Source organism: Streptomyces sp. NPDC002057 (genome assembly GCF_040296665.1).
Classification (GTDB): Bacteria; Actinomycetota; Actinomycetes; order Streptomycetales; family Streptomycetaceae; genus Streptomyces.
On the sequence record NZ_JBEOXR010000004.1, the window covers coordinates 121283 to 146229 of the forward strand.

Genomic DNA, 24947 nt, shown 5'->3' on the forward strand with positions numbered 1-24947 from the left:
GTCCCCACTACTCTCCGTCAGCGTCGGAGCACCCCGAGGGCGCGGCCCACGAGGCGCGCCCGCTCGGCGGCGGCCGGCACGTGCTCCAGTCCGTAGCCGATGAGGACGGTGTCGCGGGTGGTGACCGCGGCCTGGGAGTGGAAGAGCGCCGCGGAGCGCGTCCAGTCGGCGCCGTTGCCGGGGCTGCCGGCCGGTGCGCCGGGTACGGTCCACGCGCCGAAGGCCGTCTCGAAGCCCTCCGTCTGCGTGGTGGTTCCGTCGAAGAGCCTGATGTCGTCGACGAAGGCGCCCGTCTCACCCGTACCGGGGTCGGAGACGTAGGAGATCGACAGCTCGACCTGCTTGCCCGCCCAGGCGCTCAGGTCGACGGAGGCCTGCCGCCAGCCGTTGGAGGGGCCGGTGAAGGCGTTCCAGGAACCGGTGGTGCCGGTGGCGGCGCAGCCGTCCTCGCCGACGGTGAGGTAGTGGGCGAGGAAGGGGTGGCCGGCGACGTAGTAGCCCTCGCCGCAGTCGGCGGGGGGCTCGGCGGACGTGCCGCCGTTGGCGTCGGGCAGGGTCGTCCAGTCGTCCTGGCCGACGGTGTGGGCCTCGACGACGAGGTTGTCGTAGCCGGGCTCGGTGTCGTAGCTGACCTGGAAGTCCAGGCGCGGCGCGGCTCCGGCGGCGACGCCGGTGAGGTCGACGGTCCTGCTGAGCCGGGCCCAGGTGTCGTCGGCGTGCTTGACCGCGGCGAAGGTGGCGCCCTCGGCGGGCTCGAAGGGGGTGCGGATGCCCGGGTAGTCACCGGCGGAGGCGCTGCTCGCGAACTGCGGGAAGTCCTTCGGCTTCAGCGTGTCCGAGGTGACGGTGTAGGCGCCCGCGTTGTCGAGCGGGTTGTCGGCGGCGGCGCCGAGGCCGGCGCGGACGCCCGCGAAGGCGCCGGTGCCGGAGAAGGCGGGCGGGGTCTTGAGGCCCGCGCGGTGGTAGGCGCCGAGGTAGTACTGGGCGAAGTCGTTCGTCTCGGCGAGGCCGACCCGGGTGAGGCCGCCGGACTTCTCGCCGGCGTTGATGAGCTTGCCGCCCTCGTTGAGGTAGGAGCGGACGGCGAGCTGGGTGGCTCCGGAGGGCCGCTCGGCGCCGGTGTACCAGACGACGGTACGGAAGTGGGAGAGGACGCCGAGGGCGTCCGGGGCGCCCTGGGTGGCGACGTCCCAGACGGCGGCCCTGCGGCCGTTGTCGGCGAGCGCCTTCACGTAGCCGGCGGTGTGCTTCGCGGGGGTGGTGCCGCCCTCGTCGGCGAGGACGAGCACGTCCCCGCGGGGGCGCTCGGCCACCTTGTAGGTGAAGGGGGCGGAGGTGGTGGTCCGGCCCTCCCGGGTGCGGGCGGTGAACCAGACCTCGACGGAGTCGCCGGGCCGGGCGTCCTCGACCTCGGCGCGGTACTCGTCGAAGTAGAGGTTGTCCTCGCCGCCGTAGGTCTCGCCGCCCTTCCAGGCGTCGAGCTCCTCGCTGTGGGTGCGGCCGCCGTTGACGCGGTACTTCAGGGTCTTGCCGCGCAGCGACTTGCGGGCGGTGACCGCGACCTCCTGCTCCTCGCCCCGGGCGTAGGAGGTGGCGAAGGTCTTCGGGGTGAAGTCCGGGGCCTCGATGCCGATCGGGGAGACGGGCCGGTCCGGGTGGGCGGCGGTCTCGGCGACGGCGAGCGCGAAGGGGACGTTCTTGGCGAACTCGGCCTGGATCAGCTTCTCGTCGTCCGGGAAGGTGAAGACGGAGGCGCAGTCCGCCGGGTTCCACGCGTCGTTCGGGTCGACCCGGGAGGCGGTGGCGCAGGTCGACATCTCCGGGGTGAACATCTGCGTCCCGTTGACGTTGGCGGCGTGTCCGTCCGCCTCGCCGTTGGTGATGTACAGCTCGGAGGAGACCTGCGGCCGGTAGCCGGGCACGGCGGAGTTCTGCGGGGTGCCGGCGAGGGCCTTGAGGGCCACGTCGTCGGGCGTGTCGGTGGCGACCTGCCAGCCCACGCCGTACAGCAGGAGCTGGGCGGCCGAGTGGTAGTTGATGCCGTACGCGAAGCCGATGCGCTTCTGGAAGGCGTCGACGGCCTTGGTCTCGGGCTCCGACATGGGGCCCTTGCCGCGGTAGGTCTCGTCCGCCGGGTCGGGGGACGAACCCTCGTTGTCGTAACCCCACTTGTAGGAGAAGTTGCGGTTGAGGTCGACGCCGTCGCCGGAGGTGATCCGCCCGTCGCGGTCGTTGTCGCGGAGGTTCTTGCGCCACTGCCGGTTGGCGGGGTCGGCGTGCGTCCAGTCGTAGCCGTCCGGGTTGGCGGAGAGCACGAACCACACTTCGGTGGTGTCGACGATCCGGGTGATCCGCTCGTCCTTGCCGTACCCGTCGAGGTAGTGGTGGAGGAGCCGCCGGGTCATCTCGGGGGTGATCCACTCGCGCGCGTGCTGGTTCGACATGTACAGCGTGGCGGGCTTCGACCCGTCCTTGACCCGCTGGGCGCCCTTGCTGAGCTTGAGGGCGAGGATGTCCTGGCCCTTGACGGTCTTGCCGAGGGAGACGACCTTGGTGATCCCGGGGTTGGCCCGGGCCGTGTCGAGGATCTCCTGCTTGAGGCCGTTCGGCCCTCCGTACGGGCGGAAGACCCCGTCCCCGGCGGCCGCCACCCGCTTCTCGGCCTGGGCCGTCAGCTGGTGCTCGGCGAGCTCGACGCCCTGACCGCGCAGCTGCCCGGCCTGGCGGCCGGTGAGGAAGAGCTCGACCGTCGCGGTGCCCTTCGCGGGCACCTGCTCGGTCAGTTCATGGGCGTCCGCACCGGCTTCGAGGAGGAGCGGAACCTGCTCCTTGGTCACCTCGGCCCGCCATACGGAGAGGGCGTCGCCGCCGTCCCGGTCGTTCGGCTGCGCTCCGGCGACGGGTGCCGCCGCCACTCCCGCGATCAACAGTGAAGCCGCTGCGAGGATCGATCTCGCCCTGCGTCTCATGAGCCCCCCTTGCTGTCGTCTGCCACGAAGGTGAACAGACGAAAGGCTCATGGGCGCCCATGGGCCTGTCAAGGGTGCCGCGCGGGTGTACGAAAAAGCTGCCGGTGCCTCAGAAAGGCACCGGCAGCGTGGAGTTCGGTGTTTCCGTACGCTCAGCCGACCAGGCTGTCGTCGAGCTCCTCGGTCAGGTTGGACTCGGTCCCGGGAATGCCCAGGTCCTGCGCCCGCTTGTCGGCCATCGCGAGCAGCCGGCGGATCCGTCCGGCGACCGCGTCCTTCGTCAGCGGCGGGTCGGCGAGCGCCCCCAGCTCCTCCAGGGAGGCCTGCTTGTGCTCCATCCGGAGCCGGCCGGCCGCCGCGAGGTGCTCGGGCACCTCCTCGCCGAGGATCTCCAGGGCGCGCTGCACCCGGGCACCGGCGGCGACCGCCGCGCGGGCCGAACGGCGCAGGTTGGCGTCGTCGAAGTTGGCCAGGCGGTTGGCGGTGGCGCGGACCTCGCGCCGCATCCGCCGCTCCTCCCAGGCGAGCACCGACTCGTGCGCGCCGAGCCGGGTGAGCAGGGCGCCGATCGCGTCGCCGTCGCGGACGACGACCCGGTCCACACCGCGCACCTCACGGGCCTTCGCCGCGATGGAGAGCCGGCGCGCCGCGCCGACCAGCGCGAGCGCGGCCTCCGGACCCGGGCAGGTCACCTCCAGGGAGGAGGAGCGACCGGGCTCGGTCAGCGAACCGTGCGCGAGGAAGGCGCCCCGCCAGGCCGCCTCCGCGTCACAGGTGGCCCCGGAGACCACCTGCGGGGGGAGGCCCCGGATGGGGCGGCCCCGGCCGTCCACGAGCCCCGTCTGCCGGGCCAGCTGGTCGCCCCCGGCCACCACCCGCACCACGAAGCGCGAGCCGCGCCGCAGCCCGCCGGGGGCCATCACGATCAGCTCCGAGCTGTGCCCGAAGATCTCCAGGATGTCCCGCTTGAGGCGGCGCGCCGCCATCGCGGTGTCGAGCTCCGCCTCGATCACGATGCGGCCGCTCACCAGGTGCAGCCCGCCCGCGAACCGCAGGATCGACGAGACCTCTGCCTTCCTGCAGCAGGTCCGGGTGACGGGAAGCCGGGAGATCTCGTCCTTCACCGCTGCCGTCATCGCCATGGGCCGATCCTTCCATGCATCCGAAAAATACGGTCGTACGCGGCGGCCAACAGCTCCGGGTCGTGCTTCGCGGAGCCGTCGGGCCCGGCCACCGGCGCCAGCTCGACCGCGGCACCGAGCCGCTTGGCGGCATCGGCGAGGGACTCGCGATCGGGCACGGCGGCCTCGTCGGCCAACACCACGTCCAGGGCGAGTTTAGGGGCGTGTCGTCCCAAAACCTCCAAATGACGCTGCGGGGAGAAGCCCTCTGTTTCTCCGGGCTGCGGCGCGAGGTTCAGCGAGAGCACCTTCCGGGCCTTCGTCTCGGCCAGCGCGTCGAGCAGATCGGGGACGAGGAGGTGCGGGATCACCGAGGAGAACCAGGAGCCGGGACCGAGGACGACCCAGTCCGCGTCCAGGACCGCCTCGACCGCCTCGGGGACCGCCGGCGGGTCGTTCGGCACGAGGTGCACGGACTGCACGTCGCCGGGGGTGAGCGCCACGGTCGCCTGACCGCGCACGGTGTCCACGTCGTCCGGGCGCTCCGGGTCATGGCCCCTGACCAGGGCCTGGAGCTCCAGGGGTACGGCGGACATGGGCAGCACCCGGCCCTGGGCGCCGAGCAGCCGGCCCACCAGGTCGAGGGCCTGCACGGGGTCGCCGAGCTGCTCCCAGAGGGCGACGATCAGGAGGTTGCCGACGGCGTGGCCGTTGATCTCGCCCTTGGACTGGAAGCGGTGCTGGATGACCCGGGCCCAGGTCTGGCCCCAGTCGTCGTCGCCGCAGAGCGCGGCGAGGGCCTTGCGGAGGTCGCCCGGGGGCAGGACGCCCAGCTCCTCCCGGAGCCGGCCGCTGGATCCCCCGTCGTCGGCGACGGTGACGACGGCGGTGAGGTCGCCGGTGATCCGGCGGAGCGCGGCGAGGGAGGCCGAGAGGCCCATGCCGCCGCCCAGCGCGACCACCTTCGGCTGGGCGCCGCGTCTGCGGAGCGTACGCCGCACCGAGAGGGTGGAGGCACGCCGGCGGTACGGCTTCACTCGCGCCCCATGTCCCGGTGCACGACGACGGTCTCGACCCCTTCGGCGGCGATGCGGGCGGCGAGCCGCTCGGCGGTGGCCACGGAGCGGTGCTTGCCGCCGGTGCAGCCCACGGCGATGGTCACGTACCTCTTGCCCTCGCGGCGGTAGCCCGCGGCGATCAGCTGGAGCAGCTCGGTGTAGCGGTCGAGGAACTCCTTGGCGCCGGGCTGGTTGTAGACGTAGTTCGACACCTCCTCGTTGAGCCCGGTGAAGGGGCGCAGCTCGGGGACCCAGTGCGGGTTCGGCAGGAAGCGCATGTCGACGACGAGGTCGGCGTCGACCGGCAGGCCGTACTTGAACCCGAAGGACATCACGGTGGCCCGCAGCTCGGGCTCCTCGTCGCCGGCGAACTGGGCGTCCATCTTGGCGCGCAGCTCGTGGACGTTGAGGCTGGAGGTGTCGATGACCAGGTCGGCGTCGCCGCGCAGCTCGCGCAGCAGGTCGCGCTCGGCGGCGATGCCGTCGGTGATGCGGCCGTCGCCCTGGAGCGGGTGCGGCCTGCGGACCGACTCGAAGCGCCGGACGAGGGCGTCGTCGGACGACTCCAGGAAGACGATCCGGCGGGTGACCTGCTTGGAGTCCAGGTCGGCGAGGGACTCCCTGAGGTTGTCGAAGAACTGCCGGCCGCGGACGTCCACGACGACGGCGATCCGGGCGACGTTGCCCTGGGAGCGGGCGCCGAGCTCCACCATGGTGGGGATCAGCGCGGGCGGCAGGTTGTCCACGACGAACCAGCCGAGGTCCTCCAGACACTTCGCCGCGGTGGACCGGCCGGCCCCGGACATGCCGGAGATGATCACCAGCTCGGGAATGGCCGCCTCGGCGCCGTTGTCGCCGGGGGTCTCCTTCGTGCCCGTACTCACGTGTCCTGCTCCGTCTTCTCGGTCGTGCTGTTCGTGCTCATCGTGCGCGTCCTGCTGCTCGTGCGCGGTCATGCCGTGCCGCCCCCGTCGTCTTCCATGATCTCTCCTGTCGCCGTGTTCACGGCGGGCGCCGCCGGGGCCGCCTGGACGAGGGCCACGACAACCGCCTCCGCGGTCTTCCGGCCCATGCCCGGAACCTCGCAGATCTGCTCGATTGTCGCCTGCCGGAGCCGCTTCACCGAGCCGAAATGCTTGATCAACGCCTGTTTCCGGGTCTCGCCGAGACCGGGAACCGCGTCGAGAGGGCTGATCCGGACACGTTTCGCGCGCTTGGACCGCTGATAGCGGATCGCGAAGTCGTGAGCCGTGTCACGTACCCGCTGAAGGAGGTACAGGCCCTCGCTGGAGCGGGGCAGCACCACCGGGTCGTCGTCCCCGGGCAGCCACACCTCCTCCAGACGCTTGGCGAGCCCGCAGACCGCGATGTCGTCGATCCCCAGTTCGTCCATGGCCCGCCGGGCCGCCGCCACCTGCGGCTGCCCGCCGTCGACCACGACGAGCTGCGGCGGGTACGCGAAGCGCTTGGGCCGCCCGCTCTCCTCCGGGTCCTCGACGACCCCCTCCGGATCCCACTCCCCCGTCTTCTCCTTCTCGACGAGATAGCGGCGGAAGCGGCGGCCGATCACCTCGTGCATGGACCGGACGTCGTCCTGGCCCTCGAAGCCCTTGATCTGGAAGCGGCGGTACTCGCTCTTGCGGGGCAGCCCGTCCTCGAACACCACCATCGAGGCCACCACGTCCTCGCCCTGGAGGTGCGAGATGTCGAAGCACTCGATCCGCAGCGGCGCCGAGTCCAGGCCCAGGGCCTCGGCGATCTCCTCCAGGGCCCGGGAGCGGGTGGTCAGATCGCTGGCGCGCTTCGTCTTGTGCAGCACCAGCGCCTGCTGGGCGTTGCGCGCGACGGTCTCCATCAGGTCCTTCTTGTCGCCGCGCTGCGGGATCCGCAGCGAGACGTTGGACCCGCGGCGGCCGGAGAGCCAGGCGGTGACGGCCTCCGCGTCGTCGGGCAGCGCCGGGACCAGGACCTCCTTGGGGACCGTGTCGCCGGTCTCCTCGCCGTACAGCTGCTGGATCGCGTGCTCGACGAGCCCGGCCGTGTCGACGGCCTCGACCTTGTCCGTGACCCAGCCGCGCTGGCCGCGGACGCGTCCGCCCCGCACGTGGAAGATCTGCACGGCGGCCTCCAGCTCGTCCTCGGCGAGGGCGATCAGGTCGGCGTCGGTGGCGTCGGCGAGCACGACCGCGCTCTTCTCCATGGCCCGGCGCAGCGCCTCTATGTCGTCGCGGAGCCGCGCGGCCTTCTCGTACTCCATGTCCTCGGCCGCCAGCATCATCTGCTTCTCCAGACGGCGGATGTACGTGCCCGTACGTCCGGCCATGAAGTCGCTGAAATCCTCGGCCAGTTCGCGGTGCTCCTCCGGGGTGACCCGGCCGACGCAGGGCGCCGAGCACTTGCCGATGTAGCCGAGGAGGCAGGGGCGGCCGGCCGAGGCCGCGTTCCGGAAGACCCCCGCCGAGCAGGTCCGGACGGGGAAGACCCGCAGCATCAGGTCGACGGTCTCGCGGATCGCCCACGCGTGCGCGTACGGCCCGAAGTAGCGCACGCCCTTCTTCTTGTGGCCGCGCATGACCTGGACCCGGGGGAACTCCTCGTTCATCGTGACCGCGAGGTACGGGTAGCTCTTGTCGTCCCGGTACTTGACGTTGAACCGGGGGTCGTACTCCTTGATCCAGGAGTACTCCAGCTGCAGCGCCTCGACCTCCGTCGACACGACGGTCCACTCCACGGACGCGGCGGTGGTCACCATCGTCGCCGTGCGCGGGTGCAGGCTCGTGAGGGGCTGGAAGTAGTTGGCGAGCCGCTGGCGGAGCGACTTCGCCTTCCCCACGTAGATCACCCGGCGGTGCTCGTCGCGGAACTTGTAGACCCCCGGGGAGTCGGGGATCTGCCCCGGCCTGGGGCGGTAGCTGGAGGGGTCTGCCATGCTCCCCACCCTACTGGCGGGCACCGACACTCCGGCCTCGCGCGCTCGTTGGCGAAGCATGGCGAATCATGAGGCGGGACGGCTGGCGGACCGGGTCTGCGTGATCACGGGCGCGGCGAGCGGAATCGGCCGGGCGACGGTGGAACGGTTCCTCCGCGAGGGGGCGCACGTGGTCGCCGCCGACATCGACGCGGACCGGCTCGCGACGCTCGAACGGGTGGTCCCGGTGGTCGGCGACGTGTCGCGCGAGGACGACGCCCGGCGGATCATCGCCACGGCCGTCGACCGCTTCGGGTGGCTGGACGTCCTGGTGGCGAACGCGGGGGTGATCCCGCTCCTCGACATCACCGAGGCGGAGGGCTCGGACTTCGACGCGGTCATGGCGGTCGACGGCCGGGGCATGTTCCTGACCTGCAAGTACGCGATCGAGGCGATGCTCGTCTCGGGCGGCGGGGCCATCGTGTGCACCTCGTCGATCTCGGGCGTGGCCGGGCAGGCCCGGCAGGCGGTCTACGGGCCCGCGAAGTTCGTGGCGACCGGTCTGACCAAGCACCTGGCGGTGGAGTGGGCGGAGCACGGGATCCGGGTGAACGCGGTGGCCCCGGGCACCATCGAGACCGAGCGCGTGGCCGCCGCGCGCGTGGAGCCCGGCGGCCCCGAGTACCTCTCCGAGATCGTCCGCGCCCACCCGATGGGCCGCTTCGGGACTCCGGAGGAGGTGGCGGCGGCCATCGTCTTCCTGGCGTCGGACGAGGCGTCGTTCGTGACGGGAGCGATCCTCCCGGTGGACGGCGGCTACCTGGCCCGCTGAGCCCCCACGACGCAAGCCCCCACCGGCGGGCTCCACCCGCCCGGTGGGGGCTGCGCACCACGGGGCGGGACGCGTCACCCGGCCCGGCGCGGGGGCTCAGGTCTCCCTGGACACCCGCCGGCGGCGTATCGCCGCCGCACCCAGCAGCGCGAGCGCGAGCGCCGCGCCCACCCCCGCCGTCGCCGACGCGACCGTGACCGCCGGCTCCTCCCGGGCCCCCGTCGCGAGGGACGGAGCGGCCGCGTCCGGCGCGTGGCCGCCCTGCGCGAGGGGCGGAGCAGCCGCCTCCGGCGCGTAGCCGCCCGCCGCGCCCTTCCTCGCGTACGCCGAGCCCGGCAGCTTGTCCCCGTACGCCCGGGCGACCCGCTCCCGGTACGCCCCGAGGCTCGTCCCGTTCCGGCCGACCGCCCGCACCGCGTCCTCGTCCAGCGGCAGCACCTTCGCCCCCTTCTGGACGTACCACGCGTCGATCTGCGGCTCGCGGAAGACGAGGCCGCCGGGCAGCACGCGCCCGCCCTGTTCGGCGTAGCGGATCTCGTCGTCGCCGGTGGCGATGTTCACCACCTGCCAGCCACCGGACCGCTGCACCGTCCACAGCGAGGCCTTCTGGCCGTCCGAGGAGACGGCGCGGCTGGCCCGGAACTCGACCCGGGCGACCGGCGCCCCGGCCTTCCCGGCGACGAAGTCCGGGGAGAGGATCCGTACCGGCACGGACCCGCCCTCGACGCGCGGCGCGGCGGCCGAGCGGGCGACGGCGCCGTCCCGGGCGAAGAACCGGGACAGGGTGTCCAGGGTCCCCGGCGCGGAGGCGGCCTGTTCGGGGGTGGGCGCGGGCGGCAGGGCCTCGGCCGCGTCCGCCGGCAGCGCCCCGAGGAGGACGAGGGCGGCGGTGGTGAGGAGCCCGGCTCCCGTGGCACGTGCGTTCATCGTCGTCACGCCCCGATCCGGTAGAGGGAGTGGGTCCAGGAGAAGGAGCTGTTGTCGACGTACCAGGCGTGCGAGGCCCAGTTGTAGCGGTCGCTGGAGGGCCAGGGGTCGCCCCAGTAGACCCAGCTGTTGGCGTCGTCGTAGCCGTGGATCACGTGCATGTGGCCGCCGCCGCTGGACCACTGGATGCGGGTCTCGATGGGCCGGTCGGCGTTGATCTCGGTCTGCACGGTGGGGTAGCGCAGCCAGCCGGTGACGTACGACCCGGGCCGGACACCGGCCCAGCTGAGTCCGGTCTGGACGTTGCCGAGGGTGGCCTGGTTGTTCGGGCAGTCGTAGCCCTGCTGCCGGTTGAAGGCGGCGTTGCAGAACTGGTTCTGGCTGTAGTTTCGGCCGAACCAGGTGGCGATGGTGTTGCCGGCCGCCGCCCAGCACCAGTTGGTCTTCTGCTGGGCCTGCATGGTGATGTTCAGCCGCTTCGAGCCGAGGGCGGCGGCGTCCTCGGCGGCGGGGGCGGCGGACGCCGACGTGGTGGGGACGAGAAAGAGGGCGGCTGCGGCGAGTGCCGCGAGGTTCAGCTTTCTACTGCGCATCGCGTTCCTCCCAGAGCGGGGGGTGTGGGGATGGGGGGTGGAGGAGCGCGTCCGGACGCTGGTCTGGAGCATCTTCCGTTGTCCGGATCCGGTCAACACGCTTCAATGCGGGGTGACATCGGACTGTGAACGGTGTGACCCGGGTGTGAACGGACGCCCTCGGCCCACCTGCCCGCCCACCCCACGCGGCGCCGCGGTCCGCTCCCCCACCGTGAACGTTCACTGAGGAGTCCTCGTGAGCCACACCGAGGCCGATCTCGTGCAACTCCTGCACACCGGCCCCTTCCATCTGGCGCTGCGCACCGCGCTTGCCGTGCGCGGACTGCCGCTCCAGCGGGTCCAGCACCATCTCGCCCACCGGGGCGTCAAGGTCGGGGTGACGAGTCTGAGCTACTGGCAACAGGGCGCCCGCCGTCCGCAGCGGCCGGAGTCCATGAAGGCGGTCCGGGCCCTGGAGGAGGTGCTCCAGCTGCCGGGGAACTCGCTGCTGCGGCTGCTCACGGAGGACGCCGCCGCGCGGTCCGAGGTGGAGCGCCCGGCGGCCCGTTCGTACCGCTCACTGGTCGAGGCGTCCGGCTCGGTCGAGGAGCTGCTCGCGGAGCTGGAGTCGCCGACGGACGGCGGGCTGCACACGGTGGGGCACCACGAGCGGGTCCGGATCGGGTCCGGGCGGGAGCTGGTGGGGCGCGAGTCGCAGCACGTGGTGCGGGCGCACCGGGACGGCGTCGACCGCTATCTCGCCATCCACCACGGGGACCCGGGCTGCGACCCGGCGCGGGTGCGGGTGCGGGCGGTGGAGAACTGCCGGACCGGGCGGGTGCGCTGGCACGCGGGGACGGGCGTCCTGATCGCGGAGCTGCTCTTCGACGCACGGCTGCGGGCCGGGGACACGTACCTCTTCTCGTACGGGTTCGAGGACGGTACGGCGGGGTCGAGCGGGGAGTACGTGCGCGGGTTCAGCTTCGCCGGCGGGCAGTACGTGCTTCAGGTGCGTTTCGACGAGGCGGCGCTGCCGGTGCGGTGCCGGAGGTTCGCGCAGGCCTCGACGGGCGCGCCGCGCGGGGGCCGTGCGGAGCTGACCCTGAGCGGCCGGCACCGCACGGTGCACGTCGTGGAGCAGGGGGTGCGTCCGGGGATCCTGGGGATCGACTGGGACTGGACCTGATTCCCGGGGGTCTCGGGGGCCGGTTCCGGGGCTCGGGTGGCGGTTCCCGGGGGCTCAGGGGGGGCGGTTCCCCGGTCTCGGGTGGCCGGTTCCCGGGCTCGGGAATTCTTCCCCGGGCGGCTCAGGCCTTCGGGGCGGCCTCGGGGCCGGCGATCAGCCTGCCGTTCTCGACGCGGACCGGGACCTCGGGGAGCGGGACGGTGGCCGGGCCCTTGAGCGCCTTGCCGGTCGTCACGTCGAAGCGGCTGCCGTGGCAGGGGCAGTTGCCCTCGTTGTTCTCGATCTTGTCGAGGACGCAGCCGGCGTGGGTGCACTGGGCGCTGAACGCCTTGTACTGGCCCTTGGCCGGGCAGCTCACCAGGACCCGCTGCTCGCGGTAGAGCTTGGCGCCACCGACCGGGATCTCGTCCGGGGCGCCGAGGGAGACCGGGGCGGTCGGGGTCGGGACCTCGGCGTGGCCGAGCTTGGACTCGGTGGAGCAGGCGGCGACTCCCAGCCCGGCGGCACCGGCGAGAGCGGCGCCCTTCAGTACGGTGCGGCGGCTGGACTGGCCGGACATGGGCGCTCCACGGTGGATCGGGGCAAGGCGTGACCGAACCGACGATACCGGCGTGGTGTGCGGCGCCGACGTCCGGGCCTGGTCCGTGAACCCTGCGCGGCGGGCCTGCCGCAGCCCGGCCCGTGGACCCCGGGTACGGCCCCGCGCGCGGGCGGCCGGGAGGCAGGGCCCCGGGGTGGGGCCCTGCCTCCGGCGTCAGGCCTTGCGGGCCTTGCCCGTCGCCTTCTTGGCGGCGGCCTTCGTGGCGGTCGCCTTGGTGGCGGTCGCCTTCGTGGCCGTCTTCCTGGCCGGAGCGGCGGCCTTCGTGGCGGCGGCCTTCGTCGCCACGGTCTTCTTGGCGGCGGTCTTGGCCGGGGCCTTCTTGGCCGCCGCCTTCTTCGCTCCACGGGCCGCCGGCACGGCGACGGCCGCGTCGCTGATCCGGTCCGCGCCGAGGACCTCGCGGAGGAACTTGCCGGTGTGGCTCGCCGGGACCGAGGCGACCTCCTCCGGCGTGCCCTCGGCGACGACCAGGCCGCCGCCGTTTCCGCCCTCGGGGCCCATGTCGATGAGCCAGTCGGCGGTCTTGATGACATCGAGGTTGTGCTCGATGACGATCACCGAGTTGCCCTTGTCGACCAGGCCGGAGAGGACCTTGATCAGCTTCGAGATGTCCTCGAAGTGCAGACCCGTGGTCGGCTCGTCCAGGACGTAGACCGTGCGGCCCGTCGAACGCTTCTGGAGCTCGGAGGCGAGCTTCACGCGCTGCGCCTCGCCGCCCGAGAGCGTCGGCGCGGACTGCCCGAGCCGGACGTACCCGAGGCCGACCTCGTTGAGCGTGCGCAGGTGGCGCGAGATGGTCGGGACGGCCTCGAAGAAGTCGAGGGCCTCCTCGATCGGCATGTTCAGGACTTCGGCGATGGACTTGCCCTTGTAGTGGACCTCCAGGGTCTCCCGGTTGTACCGGTCGCCGTGGCAGACCTCGCACGGGACGTAGACGTCCGGGAGGAAGTTCATCTCGATCTTGATCGTGCCGTCGCCGGAGCAGTTCTCGCAGCGGCCGCCCTTGACGTTGAAGGAGAACCGGCCGGGCAGGTAGCCCCGGACCTTGGCCTCCATCGTCTCGGCGAAGAGCTTGCGGACGTGGTCGAAGACGCCGGTGTAGGTCGCCGGGTTCGACCGCGGGGTGCGGCCGATCGGGGACTGGTCGACGTGCACGACCTTGTCGACGAGGTCGTCGCCGTCCACCCGCGTGTGCCGACCGGGCACCGACTTGGCGCCGTTCAGCTCGCGCGCCAGGTGGGTGTAGAGGATGTCGTTGACCAGGGTCGACTTGCCGGAGCCGGAGACGCCGGTGACGGCGGTGAGGACGCCCAGCGGGAAGGAGACGTCGATGTCCCGCAGGTTGTTCTCGCGGGCCCCGTGCACGGTGAGGCGGCGGCCGGGGTCGATCGGGCGGCGGATCTCCGGGGTGGGGATCGCCCGGCGGCCGGCCAGGTACTGCCCGGTGATCGACTCCTCGTTGGCGAGGAGTTCCTTCATGGTGCCGGAGTGGACGACCTTGCCGCCGTGCTCGCCGGCGCCGGGGCCGATGTCGACGACCCAGTCGGCGACCTTGATGGTGTCCTCGTCGTGCTCGACGACGATGAGCGTGTTGCCCATGTCCCGGAGCCGCACCAGGGTCTCGATGAGCCGGTGGTTGTCGCGCTGGTGGAGGCCGATGGACGGCTCGTCGAGCACGTACAGCACACCGACCAGGCCCGAGCCGATCTGGGTGGCGAGCCGGATGCGCTGGGCCTCGCCGCCGGAGAGCGTGCCCGCGGCCCGGTTGAGCGAGAGGTAGTCGAGGCCGACGTCGACGAGGAAGCGCAGCCGCTCGTTGACCTCCTTGAGGACCCGCTCGGCGATCCGCTTGTCCCGGGCGTTCAGCCTGAGGCGGGAGAGGAACTCGGCGCAGTCGCTGATCGACATCGCGGAGACCTCGGCGATGGACTTCTCCATGACCGTGACGGCGAGGACGATCGGCTTGAGGCGGGTGCCCTCACAGGTGGGGCAGGGCACCTCGCGCATGTAGCCCTCGAAGCGCTCGCGGCTGGAGTCGCTCTCGGCCTCGGTGTGGCGCCTCTTGACGAAGGAGACGGCGCCCTCGAAGGCCGGGGTGGTGTACGCCCGCTCCCGTCCGTACCGGTTGCGGTAGCGGACCTCGACCTGGGTCTTGTGGCCGTGCATCAGGGCCTTCTTGGCGCGCTGCGGCAGTCCCGCGTACGGGATGTCCGTGCGGAAGCCGAGGGCCTGGGAGAGGCCGCCGATGAGCCGGCCGAAGTACTCCTTGGTGTGGCCGTGCGACCAGGGGTGGATGGCGCCCTCGTCGAGGGACTTGTCCTCGTCGGGCACGATCAGCTCGGGGTCGACCTCCATGCGGGTGCCGATGCCGGTGCAGTCGGGGCAGGCGCCGAAGGGCGAGTTGAAGGAGAAGGAGCGCGGCTCCAGCTCCTCGAACGACAGGTCGTCGTACGGGCAGTAGAGGTGCTCCGAGTACATCCGCTCGCGCTCGGGGTCGTCCTCGGCGAGGTCGACGAAGTCGAGCACGACCATGCCGCCGGAGAGTCCCAGCGCGGTCTCGACCGAGTCGGTGAGGCGGCGCTTGGCGCCGTCCTTCACGGTGAGGCGGTCGACGACCACCTCGATCGTGTGCTTCTCCTGCTTCTTCAGCGTCGGCGGCTCGCTGAGCTGGATGGTCTGCCCGTCGACCCGCGCCCGGCTGTAGCCCTTGGTCTGGAGGTCGGCGAAGAGGTCGACGAACTCGCCCTTCCGCTCGCGCACGAGCGGGGAGAGCACCTGGAAGCGGCTGCCCTCGGGCAGCTCCAGGACCCTGTCGACGATGGCCTGCGGCGACTGGCGGGAGATCGGCCGGTGGCACTCGGGACAGTGCGGCTTGCCGATGCGGGCGAAGAGCAGGCGGAGGTAGTCGTAGACCTCGGTGATGGTGCCGACCGTCGAGCGCGGGTTGCGCGAGGTCGACTTCTGGTCGATGGAGACGGCGGGCGACAGACCTTCGATGAAGTCGACGTCCGGCTTGTCCATCTGGCCGAGGAACTGCCGGGCGTAGGAGGAGAGCGACTCGACGTAGCGGCGCTGCCCCTCGGCGAAGATCGTGTCGAACGCGAGGGAGGACTTGCCCGACCCGGACAGCCCGGTGAAGACGATCAGGGAGTCGCGAGGGAGGTCGAGCGAGACGTTCTTGAGGTTGTGCTCACGAGCGCCACGGACGATGAGACGGTCGGCCACGCCGGTCCGCACCTTTCTTCAGAGAGCGGATGTGCCTGAGAGCTGCTGATGTGCCTGTACACCCAACAACTCCAGGATGCCGGATGCTTCCATCGAGCCTATAGCACGCACATTCGATTTCCGGTCCTCCGGAGACCTCTTCACCCGAACGAGTGGTGGGACCCCGGCTGGCACTAGGGTCGGCGCCATGATCGACCACGAACGCGACCTTGCTCACGTCCGCGAAGCGACGGAGAAGCTGCTGACCGCGGCCGCCTCCCTGGACAACGCGGCGGCGGCCGAGCCGTCACGGCTGCCCGGCTGGACCAGGGGCCATGTGCTCGCCCACGTCGCCCGCAACGCCGACGCCCTGGTGAACGTCCTCCGGGGTCTTCCCATGTATCCCGACGCCACGACCCGTGACGCCGACATCGAGCGCGACTCCGGCCGCCCGGTCGACGTCCACCTCGCCGACCTGCGCGAGAGCGCCGACCGCTTCCTGGCCGTGGGCGCCGAGCCCGCCGACTGGAGCCGGACGGTCGAGCTCCGCAACGGCGTCACGGACAGCGCCTCCCGGATCCCCTTCCGCCGCTGGGTGGAGGTGGACCTGCACCACGTCGACCTGGGCGTCGGCTACGAGCTGGAGGACCTGCCCGAGGAGTTCACGACCCGCGAGATCGCCTTCCTCGCCGAGCGCTTCAGCGGCCTGGAGAACGTGCCGGCGACGGTCGTCCGGTCGACCGACGGCGGGACGTGGACGACCGGCGGCGCGTCCGGCGGCGTCACCGTCACGGGCCCGGCCCCCGACCTCCTCGGCTGGCTCGCCGGCCGCCGCGACGGCTCCGCCCTGAAGGCCGAGGGCGGCCCGCTGCCGGAACTCCCGGCGCTGTAGCCGCGACAGCACCCGCTGACGGTGCGCGGAGCTAGGCTGAGCGCATGACGTACAGCGGAGTGGTGAAGGTCGGCGGACCGGCGGACGTGCACGAGCTGACGGACCTGATGATCTCGAAGGTCGCGGTCGGCCCGATGGACAACAACGCGTACCTGCTGCGCTGCCGGGCCACCGGCGAGCAACTGCTGATCGACGCGGCGAACGACGCGGACACGCTCCTCACGCTGATCGGTGACGACGGCATCAAGGCCGTCGTCACCACCCACCGGCACGGCGACCACTGGCAGGCGCTCGCCGCGGTGGTCGCCGCGACCGGCGCCGCGACCTTCGCCGGCGCGTACGACGCGGAGGGCATCCCGGTCCTGACCGACGTGGCCGTCGAGGACGGCGACACGATCCGGGTGGGGCGGGTCGAGCTGACCGCGCGCCGGCTGGTCGGACACACCCCGGGCTCGATCGCCCTCGTCTACGACGACCCGCACGGCCACCCCCACGTCTTCACCGGCGACTGCCTCTTCCCGGGCGGGGTGGGCAACACCTGGAAGGACCCGGAGGCCTTCGCCAGCCTGATCCACGACGTGGAGACCAAGCTCTTCGCGGTTCTCCCGGACGAGTCCTGGATCTACCCGGGCCATGGCAAGGACACCACGCTCGGTGACGAGCGCCCCTCCCTCGCGGAGTGGCGCGAGCGCGGTTGGTGAGCTGACCGAAGGCCGACCAGCGCGCGGCTGATCAGCCGCGCGCTTCCGCACGCCCCCGTAACCCGGACGGCGGAGGGGTAGTTGGCGCGACATGCGCACCAGTCACTCTCCGTCGCCACCTCCTCCGCCCTCCATGCCCCGGCTCGCCGCCGCCTCGCTCGTCGGCACCGCCATCGAGTTCTTCGACTTCTTCGTCTACGGGACCGCCGCCGCCCTCGTCCTGGGGCCGCTCTTCTTCCCGACCTTCTCCCCGCTCGCCGGGACCCTGGCAGCCTTCGGCACCTTCGCCGTCGGCTTCCTGTCCCGCCCGCTCGGCTCGATCCTCTTCGGACACGTCGGCGACCGGTACGGACGGCGCCCGGTGCTCTTCGCCTCGCTGCTCCTGACCGGCTGCGCCACGGTCGCGGTCGGCTGCGTCCCGACGTACGCGACGCTCGGCATCGCCGCCCCCGTGCTGCTGCTCGTCCTGCGCTTCCTCCAGGGCCTCGGCCTCGGCGGCGAGTGGGGCGGGGCCGTGCTCCTCACCGCCGAGCACGCCCCCGCGCACCGGCGTGCGCTCTGGTCGAGCTTTCCGCAGATCGGCCCGTCGATCGGGTTCCTCCTGGCCAACGGGGTGATGCTGGCGCTCTCGGCGGGCCTCAGCGACGCCGAGTTCCGCTCCTGGGGCTGGCGGGTGCCGTTCTGGGCGGCGGGCCTGCTCGCCGCGGTCGGGCTGCTGCTGCGCTCCTCGCTGGCGGAGACCCCGCAGTTCGAGGAGCTGTCCGCGTCCGGGAAGCGCGCGGGCGCCCCGCTGGCCGAGGTCGTCCGTGACCACTGGCGGCTCGTCCTGCTGACGGCCGGAGCCCTCGCGGTCGGCTACGCCACCTTCTACGCGGTCTCCACCTGGGCCCTGTCCTACGGCACCGAGCAGCTCGGGGTGAGCAGCACCGTGATGCTGACCTGCGTCATGGCGGCGGTCGCGATCAAGGGCGCGACCACCCCGTTCGTGGCGCTCCTCGCCGACCGCTGGGGCCGCAGGCCGCTGTGTCTCGCGGGGTGCGCGGCCTCCGCGCTCTGGATGTTCCCGATGGTGGCGCTGCTGCACACGGCGCGGCCGCTGCTGATGTTCCTCGGGTTCCTGGGCGCGCTGCTCGCCTTCATCACCATGTTCGCGGTGGTCGCCGCGTACCTCCCGGAGCTGTACGAGCCCCGTGTCCGCTGTACCGGCGCCGCCGTCGGCTACAACCTCGCGGGCGTCCTGGGCGGCGCCCTCACACCCCTGGTCGCCACGGCCCTCTCCGACGGCGGCTCCGGTCCCCCCTGGGGTGTCGCGGCCCATCTGACCGTGGTCGCCCTCGTCAGTCTGGCCTGCTTCGCGCTCCTCCCGGAGACGTTGCCGCGGCGCGAGCGGGAGACCGTCCCCGAACCCGCCCCGGCCTCCGCCTGACCCGGAGAAGCCGGCGGCGGCCCGGGGAGCCGCTCCGGATGTGCGGGGACACGGCGACGGCCGGCCGGGGAGAGACCCCGGCCGGCCGTCGCCGTGTGTGCCGCGTCAGGCGCCGATGCTGTCCTTCTCGGCACCGTCGGCGTCGGCCACGCTCTCGGCGGCCTCGCGCTCCGCCTGCCGCTTCGAGGCGATCAGGCTGGTGATCGTGGTGATGACCAGGACACCGCCGATGACCGTGAGGGAGAACGGGATGGAGATCTCCGGGACGTGCACCCCGGACTCGTGCAGGGCGTGCAGCACGAGCTTGACGCCGATGAAGCCGAGGATCACCGACAGGCCGTAGCTGAGGTGGACCAGCTTCTTGAGCAGACCGCCGATCAGGAAGTACAGCTGGCGCAGACCCATCAGGGCGAACGCGTTGGCCGTGAAGACGATGTACGGGTCCTGGGTCAGGCCGAAGATCGCCGGGATGGAGTCGAGGGCGAAGAGGATGTCGGTGGTGCCGATGGCGAGCATGACGACCATCAGCGGGGTCATGATCCGCTTGCCGTTGTTCTGGATGAACAGCTTGGTGCCGTGGTACCGGTCGGCGACGCCGAACCGCTTCTCGACACTCTTGAGGAGACGGTTCTCCTCCCAGTCGTCCTCGTCCTCGTCGGCACGCGCCTCCTGGATGAGCTTCCAGGCGGTGTAGATCAGGAACGCGCCGAAGATGTAGAAGATCCAGGAGAAGTTCGCGATGACCGCCGCGCCCGCGGCGATGAAGATCGCGCGGAGCACCAGGGCGATGAGCACACCGACCAGCAGCACCCGCTGCTGGAGGTGGGAGGGCACCGAGAACTTCGCCATGATCAGGACGAAGACGAAGAGGTTGTCGACACTGAGCGACTTCTCGGTGATGTAGCCCGCGAAGAACTCGCCGGACGCCTGGCTGTTGCCCCAGAACAGCAGGCCGATTCCGAAGAGGGCGGCCAGGACGATCCAGACGATCGTCCAGATTCCGGCTTCCTTGACCGAGACGTCATGGGGCTTGCGCCCGATGAAGAAGTCGGCTCCGATCAGGGCGACCAGACCAAGAATGGTCAGCACCCACATGGTCATTGAAACGTCCACTGCGCCTCCGGCGTCGTACGGCTACTGATCAGCGTCGTCGCTGCCGGAGGTCTCTTCCACCCGGGGCGAATCCTCGCCGCCGGGCCGACGCCCCGGGATCGGATCGATGAGGATCCGTCCGTATTGACGGGTACGCCGCGCATGGGGAGTACTCCCCTCCGCACCGGAAAGCCTACCCGAAAGACCAAGAGAAGGTAAAGCGCAGGGTAAAGAGCTACCAAGAGGCCAGGTCAGAACCGCTGTCCCCGGCGGGCGGCGGCCACCTCCGAGAGGACCGAACGGAGGACACCGCTGCCCGGCGGAAGCATCGGAGGCTCGTACGACCAGGCGTGGCCGACCCACGGATCGGCGAGGTGGTCGTCGGGGACGGGCGTGAGCCGCAGCAGCGAGCGCCACAGCGGATCGAGCAGCGGCCCGTACGCGGACGCGTCCTCCCGGTCCGCCACCATCAGCAGATGGACGCCGACCGAGGGCCCCTCGTCCGCGAGGTACCGGAGCCGGGTGACCGCCCGGTCGTCGAAGCCGTGCGGGAAGTCGTGCACGAGCAGCAGCTGCCGGGCGGTGTCCAGACCGGGCGGCAGGGCGTCGGCGGCCCCGGCCCGCGCCGCCATCTGCAACAGGTCCACCCGCTCGGTGAGCTGCTCCAGGACCGCCGAGACCCCGGCCGCGCCCCGGGCCGGCGGGGCCGCGAGGACGCCCGTCTCCACGAGCGGGGCGAGCGCGGCGGCGCCCGCACCGGCCGGGTCGACGACGTGGACGGTGAACGCGCCCGCCGGGTGCGCCGCGAGCAGCCGGGCCGCGTGCGCGACCGCGCTGTCCAGGGCGAGCCTGCGCAGTTCGACCTCGTCGAGGAGACCGGCCGCCTCGGAGCGGCCGCGGCCGCTGTCCACCCAGAGCCCGCGCTCCAGGGGCAGCCGGACGAGCATCGGGATCCGCAGCTCGGTCCGCTCGGGGAGGTGCAGATCGCCGAGGCGGACGGCCATCGGCTCCTCGGCGGGGACGCGGTAGGCCTGCCAGACGGGGTGGTCCCAGCGGGCGTACGCGGCGGGCAGGGCCGGTTCGACGACCTCCGACTCGGCCGCGAGCTGGGCGAGGTCCCGGTCCAGGACCGCCCGGGCCCGCTCCACCAGCTCGTCGTGCCGGGCGCGGGCGGCCGCCCGCGCGGCGTCGTTGGCGCCCCCGCCACGGGCGCGGTAGTCGGAGAGCGTCTCGTCGAGCTCCCGGTCGAGCCGGGACTCCGCGAAGTCGCAGGCGCTGCGGTACGCGGCGGCGGTCCGCGCCAGGTCCTCGAACATCCCCCACACCTGGTTGTACAGGCGCTCGTCCATGGACCAGCCCGAGGCGTCCCCGGCGACCGGGGTGGGCGGAGCCTGCCGGGGCTCGGACTCGGGGGCGGCCTTCCGGCGCCGGGGGTGGGCGTAGTCGATCGGCCCGCCGCCACCGGGAACGGAGGTTCCCGCGACGGGGGTCGGCGCGCCCGTCACGGGGGCCGACGTACCCGTGACGGGAGTCGGCGCGCCCGCGAGCGGGGTCGGCGTGTTCGTGCCCGGGACCGGCGTGTTCGTGCCCGGGACCGGCGTGTTCGCGCCCGGGACCGGCGTGTTCGCGCCCGGGACCGGCGTGTTCGTGCCCGCTGCGGGGAGGGGAGGCGGGCTCGTCACCGGGGTCGGCGGCGTCACCGGGGTCGCCGGGTTCGGGTCCGGCGTGGTCAGGGCGGCCGCATGCCGCACCCGCCCCTCCTCGGGCACCTGGAGCGTCGGGGCGGCGACCGGGGCGGGCCCGGGCGCGAGCGTCTCCAGGATCGACGCGGCCAGGTCGGCCGAACGCTCCAGGCCCTGGTCGCCGAGGAGGTCGGCGAGCCCGCCCTCGTACCCCTGGCCCATGGCGCGGACCTTCCAGGTGTCCTGTCTGCGGTACAGCTCCAGGGCGACGACGGCGGACTCGCTGTCGAGGCCGGTGATCGTGTAGCTCACGATCTCGTCCCCGTCGGGGCCCGCGACGGCGACGAACGGGGCGGCGACGCTCCCGAAGCGGGCGGCTCCCCCGGTGCGCGCGCCGGGCAGCGCCAGGAGGACCGAGACCCGGTGGACGGCGCCGGGGACGGCCGCCAGGTCGACGGTGAGACGGTGGTCGGCGGCGGCCTGCCCGGGGACGTCGACGCCGGGCAGGGAGGGCGCGCCGGGGTGGGCGATCCACTCCGCGCCCGGGACCCTGCCCCGCTCGTCGCAGAGGGTGGCACCGGCGAGGACGGGATGGCCGGCGGACACCCGGATCTCCAGTCGGGTGTCGGGCAGGGGGTGGTTCTGCCCCCGGACCAGCTCGGCCGTCATCGACTCTGTCCCCTCAGCGTTGCCCGGCGCGGATCAGGCGTTGTACGTGGAAGCGTTCATTGCGGTGGAAGCGTTCATGCGGGACAGCTCCCGGTGGCCTGCTGCCTCCGGGAGCTGCGGATGGGTGCTGCGCGGACCGCCTACAGGTGCGGCAGGATCGCGGGCATCAAGTCCTGGAAGGTGCGTCCGTTGGCCGGGTTGCCCAGGGCCGTCATCTGCCAGCCGGAGCCGGCCCGGTGCACCTTCGCCATGATCTGGGCGGTGTAGCGGCCGCCGCCGTCGAGGGTGTAGCGCGCGAGTTCCTGCCCGTTCGTCTCGTCGACGATCCGGCAGAACGCGTTCTGCACCTCCTGGAACGTCTGGCCGGTGAAGGAGTTCACCGTGAAGACGATCTGGTCGATGTGGACCGGGACGCGCTCCAGGTCGACGAGGATCGCCTCGTCGTCGCCGCCCTGGCCCGCACCGCCGACGAGGTTGTCGCCGGTGTGCTTGACCGAGCCGTCGTCGCTGACCAGGTGACGGAAGAAGACCACGTCGACCGGCTGCTTGTCGGCGAAGAGCACGGCCGAGGCGTCCAGGTCGATCTCACGGGTGCGCGAGCCGAAGAGACCGCGGCGGGGCGCGGCCTGCCAGCCGAGGCCCATCCGCACCTGGCTGAGGTTGCCCCCGCCCTTCTTCTCCAGGCTGATGGCCTGACCCTTGGTCATGTTGACCGACACGCGTTTGCCCCTCTCGTTGGCGTTCCCCGCGACCGCTGTTCCGGTGCGTGCGGTTGTCGAGCACCCTACGCAGCGCCACGGACACCGAGGAGGTGTGGTCCGGTTTTGTGTCGGTCTTGCAACACACCGGACCACGACCGGTCAGGCGAGTCCCGCCTCCTTCATCTGGCGCAACTCCTTCTTCAGCTCTCCCACTTCGTCACGGAGCCGGGCGGCCACCTCGAACTGCAGCTCGGCGGCGGCGGCGCGCATCCGGTCGGTCATCTCCTCGATGATCGCGGCCAGTTCCGTGGCGGGCCGGTCGCCGAGTTCCACGGTGGAGCCGGCCCTGCCCTTGCCCTTGCCCTTGACGCCGTGCGCGGCGAGCGAGGGAACGGGGGCCTTGGCGCCCTTGCCCTCCTTGCCCTGGCGGTAGCCGGTGCCGAGCAGTTCCTCGGTGTCGATCTCCTCGCGCGCGATGGTCGCGACGATGTCGTTGATCTTCTTGCGGAGCGGCTGCGGGTCGATGCCGTGCTCCGTGTTGTACGCGATCTGCTTCTCGCGGCGCCGGTTGGTCTCGTCGATGGCCTGCTCCATCGCCGGGGTGATCCGGTCCGCGTACATGTGGACCTGGCCCGAGACGTTTCGGGCGGCGCGGCCGATCGTCTGGATCAGGGAGGTCCCGGAGCGCAGGAAGCCCTGCTTGTCGGCGTCGAGGATGGCGACGAGGGACACCTCGGGGAGGTCGAGGCCCTCGCGCAGCAGGTTGATGCCGACGAGGACGTCGTACTCGCCGGCGCGCAGCTCGCGCAGGAGCTCGATGCGGCGCAGGGTGTCGACGTCGCTGTGCAGGTAGCGCACCTGGATGCCGAGCTCCAGGAAGTAGTCGGTGAGGTCCTCGGCCATCTTCTTGGTGAGGGTGGTGACGAGGACCCGCTCGTCCTTCTCGGTGCGCAGCCGGATCTCGTGGACGAGGTCGTCGATCTGGCCCTCGGTGGGCTTGACGACGACCTCGGGGTCGATGAGGCCGGTGGGGCGGATGATCTGCTCGACGAAGCCGTCGCCGCGCGAGAGTTCGTACGTCCCGGGGGTCGCGGAGAGGTAGACGGTCTGGCCGATCCGCTCCTGGAACTCCTCCCACTTGAGCGGGCGGTTGTCGAGGGCGGACGGCAGCCGGAAGCCGTGGTCGACCAGGGTCCGCTTGCGGGAGGCGTCGCCCTCGTACATCGCGCCGATCTGGGGCACGGTGACGTGCGACTCGTCGATGACGAGGAGGAAGTCCTCGGGGAAGTAGTCGATGAGCGTGTTGGGCGCGGAGCCGGGCTCGCGTCCGTCGAAGTGCATCGAGTAGTTCTCGATGCCGGAGCAGGAGCCGATCTGGCGCATCATCTCGATGTCGTACGTGGTCCGCATGCGCAGGCGCTGGGACTCCAGGTGCTTGCCCTGCTTGTCGAGCTCGGCGAGACGGACCTCCAGCTCGCGCTCGATGTCGTTGACCGCGCGCTCCATGCGCTCGGGGCCGGCGACGTAGTGGCTGGCGGGGAACACGTACAGGTCGCGGTCCTCGCTGATGACCTCGCCGGTGAGCGGGTGGAGGGTGGAGAGGGCCTCGATCTCGTCGCCGAACATCTCGATGCGGACGGCGAGCTCCTCGTAGACCGGGAAGATCTCGATGGTGTCGCCGCGGACGCGGAAGGTGCCGCGGGTGAACGCCAGGTCGTTGCGCGTGTACTGGATGTCGACGAAGCGGCGCAGCAGCTGGTCGCGGTCGACCTCCTCGCCGACCTTGAGCTGGACCATCCGGTCCACGTACTCCTGGGGCGTGCCGAGGCCGTAGATGCAGGAGACGGAGGCGACGACGATGACGTCCCTGCGGGTGAGCAGGGAGTTCGTCGCGGAGTGGCGGAGCCGCTCCACCTCCTCGTTGATGGAGGAGTCCTTCTCGATGTACGTGTCCGACTGCGGCACGTACGCCTCGGGCTGGTAGTAGTCGTAGTACGAGACGAAGTACTCGACCGCGTTGTTCGGCAGGAGTTCGCGGAACTCGTTCGCCAGCTGGGCCGCCAGCGTCTTGTTCGGCGCCATCACCAGGGTGGGGCGCTGGAGCTTCTCGATCATCCACGCGGTGGTGGCCGACTTTCCGGTGCCGGTGGCACCGAGGAGCACGACGTCCTTCTCGCCCGCGCGGATACGCCGCTCCAGGTCGGCGATGGCCGTCGGCTGGTCGCCGCTGGGCTGGTAGGAGCTGACGACCTCGAAGGGCGCCACCGAACGTTCGATCTTGGAAACGGGCCGCATGCAACCACCGTACGACCCGGCACCGACAGTCGGGTGGTGATCGGCGGACCGCCCGCCCGCCGGGCCCCTCCACCGGCCCCTCCACCGGCCCCGCCACCGGCCCCTCCACCG

18 protein-coding genes are annotated in these 24947 nt (G+C 71.8%); 5 read left to right on the forward strand and 13 right to left on the reverse strand.

Annotated elements, in window-relative coordinates:
- Positions 1 to 17: 17 nt before the first annotated feature.
- From ABT129_RS05260 to uvrC, 5 genes are all read right to left on the reverse strand, one after another.
- Positions 18 to 2969, reverse strand: a complete 2952-nt coding sequence (locus ABT129_RS05260; protein ID WP_351896781.1) for a M14 family metallopeptidase — start codon at positions 2967 to 2969, stop codon at positions 18 to 20.
- Between the two features lie 152 nt (positions 2970 to 3121).
- Complete coding sequence (whiA, locus tag ABT129_RS05265) at positions 3122 to 4111, reverse strand: DNA-binding protein WhiA (protein ID WP_030205188.1); 990 nt, start codon at positions 4109 to 4111, stop codon at positions 3122 to 3124.
- The gene (locus ABT129_RS05270; protein ID WP_328945261.1) at positions 4102 to 5127 is read right to left on the reverse strand and encodes a gluconeogenesis factor YvcK family protein; all 1026 of its coding nucleotides are present in this window, start codon (positions 5125 to 5127) and stop codon (positions 4102 to 4104) included. Before ABT129_RS05270 ends, whiA begins: the two co-directional genes overlap by 10 nt.
- Positions 5124 to 6104: an RNase adapter RapZ gene (gene rapZ / locus ABT129_RS05275; protein ID WP_351896784.1), complete on the reverse strand. Its 981-nt coding sequence runs from the start codon at positions 6102 to 6104 to the stop codon at positions 5124 to 5126. The genes ABT129_RS05270 and rapZ overlap by 4 nt, the downstream gene beginning before the upstream one ends.
- Positions 6101 to 8077 (reverse strand): excinuclease ABC subunit UvrC, encoded by a 1977-nt coding sequence (uvrC, locus tag ABT129_RS05280; protein ID WP_351896786.1) that lies wholly within the window; start codon positions 8075 to 8077, stop codon positions 6101 to 6103. The genes rapZ and uvrC overlap by 4 nt, the downstream gene beginning before the upstream one ends.
- A gap of 58 nt (positions 8078 to 8135) precedes the next feature.
- Here uvrC and ABT129_RS05285 point away from each other — a divergent pair, with 58 nt between their 5' ends.
- Positions 8136 to 8888: an SDR family NAD(P)-dependent oxidoreductase gene (locus ABT129_RS05285; RefSeq protein WP_351896788.1), complete on the forward strand. Its 753-nt coding sequence runs from the start codon at positions 8136 to 8138 to the stop codon at positions 8886 to 8888.
- A gap of 96 nt (positions 8889 to 8984) precedes the next feature.
- Here the strand turns inward: ABT129_RS05285 and ABT129_RS05290 are convergent, their stop codons facing one another.
- Positions 8985 to 9815: a hypothetical protein gene (locus ABT129_RS05290; protein ID WP_502981663.1), complete on the reverse strand. Its 831-nt coding sequence runs from the start codon at positions 9813 to 9815 to the stop codon at positions 8985 to 8987.
- A gap of 5 nt (positions 9816 to 9820) precedes the next feature.
- Entirely contained in the window at positions 9821 to 10408 is a 588-nt protein-coding gene (locus tag ABT129_RS05295) for a papain-like cysteine protease family protein (RefSeq protein ID WP_351896792.1), read from the reverse strand.
- Positions 10409 to 10643: 235 nt separating this feature from the next.
- On the opposite strand from ABT129_RS05295, the gene ABT129_RS05300 reads away from it, so the two are divergent.
- Positions 10644 to 11573: a hypothetical protein gene (locus ABT129_RS05300; protein ID WP_351896794.1), complete on the forward strand. Its 930-nt coding sequence runs from the start codon at positions 10644 to 10646 to the stop codon at positions 11571 to 11573.
- A gap of 121 nt (positions 11574 to 11694) precedes the next feature.
- On the opposite strand, the gene ABT129_RS05305 is transcribed toward ABT129_RS05300, so the two are convergent.
- Positions 11695 to 12132, reverse strand: coding sequence for a Rieske (2Fe-2S) protein (locus ABT129_RS05305; protein WP_351896797.1), 438 nt, complete (start codon positions 12130 to 12132; stop codon positions 11695 to 11697).
- A gap of 195 nt (positions 12133 to 12327) precedes the next feature.
- Positions 12328 to 15399: an excinuclease ABC subunit UvrA gene (gene uvrA / locus ABT129_RS05310; protein WP_351896799.1), complete on the reverse strand. Its 3072-nt coding sequence runs from the start codon at positions 15397 to 15399 to the stop codon at positions 12328 to 12330.
- A gap of 187 nt (positions 15400 to 15586) precedes the next feature.
- Here uvrA and ABT129_RS05315 point away from each other — a divergent pair, with 187 nt between their 5' ends.
- The 3 genes from ABT129_RS05315 to ABT129_RS05325 all read left to right on the forward strand — a co-directional run bounded on the left by ABT129_RS05315 (position 15587) and on the right by ABT129_RS05325 (position 18397).
- Positions 15587 to 16270 carry a maleylpyruvate isomerase family mycothiol-dependent enzyme gene (locus ABT129_RS05315; protein WP_351896801.1) on the forward strand — a complete coding sequence of 228 codons (684 nt, stop codon included), beginning with the start codon at positions 15587 to 15589 and terminating at the stop codon, positions 16268 to 16270.
- A 44-nt stretch (positions 16271 to 16314) separates the two neighbouring features.
- Complete coding sequence (locus ABT129_RS05320) at positions 16315 to 16971, forward strand: MBL fold metallo-hydrolase (RefSeq protein WP_351896803.1); 657 nt, start codon at positions 16315 to 16317, stop codon at positions 16969 to 16971.
- 133 nt (positions 16972 to 17104) lie between these two features.
- Positions 17105 to 18397, forward strand: coding sequence for an MFS transporter (locus tag ABT129_RS05325; protein ID WP_351896806.1), 1293 nt, complete (start codon positions 17105 to 17107; stop codon positions 18395 to 18397).
- Positions 18398 to 18502: 105 nt separating this feature from the next.
- On the opposite strand, the gene ABT129_RS05330 is transcribed toward ABT129_RS05325, so the two are convergent.
- From ABT129_RS05330 to uvrB, 4 genes are all read right to left on the reverse strand, one after another.
- Positions 18503 to 19510: a TerC family protein gene (locus tag ABT129_RS05330; RefSeq protein ID WP_351896808.1), complete on the reverse strand. Its 1008-nt coding sequence runs from the start codon at positions 19508 to 19510 to the stop codon at positions 18503 to 18505.
- Between the two features lie 230 nt (positions 19511 to 19740).
- Positions 19741 to 21840: a TerD family protein gene (locus tag ABT129_RS05335; protein WP_351896810.1), complete on the reverse strand. Its 2100-nt coding sequence runs from the start codon at positions 21838 to 21840 to the stop codon at positions 19741 to 19743.
- 140 nt (positions 21841 to 21980) lie between these two features.
- Positions 21981 to 22559, reverse strand: coding sequence for a TerD family protein (locus tag ABT129_RS05340; RefSeq protein WP_351896812.1), 579 nt, complete (start codon positions 22557 to 22559; stop codon positions 21981 to 21983).
- Between the two features lie 141 nt (positions 22560 to 22700).
- Positions 22701 to 24836, reverse strand: coding sequence for an excinuclease ABC subunit UvrB (uvrB, locus tag ABT129_RS05345; protein ID WP_351896814.1), 2136 nt, complete (start codon positions 24834 to 24836; stop codon positions 22701 to 22703).
- Positions 24837 to 24947: the final 111 nt, after the last annotated feature.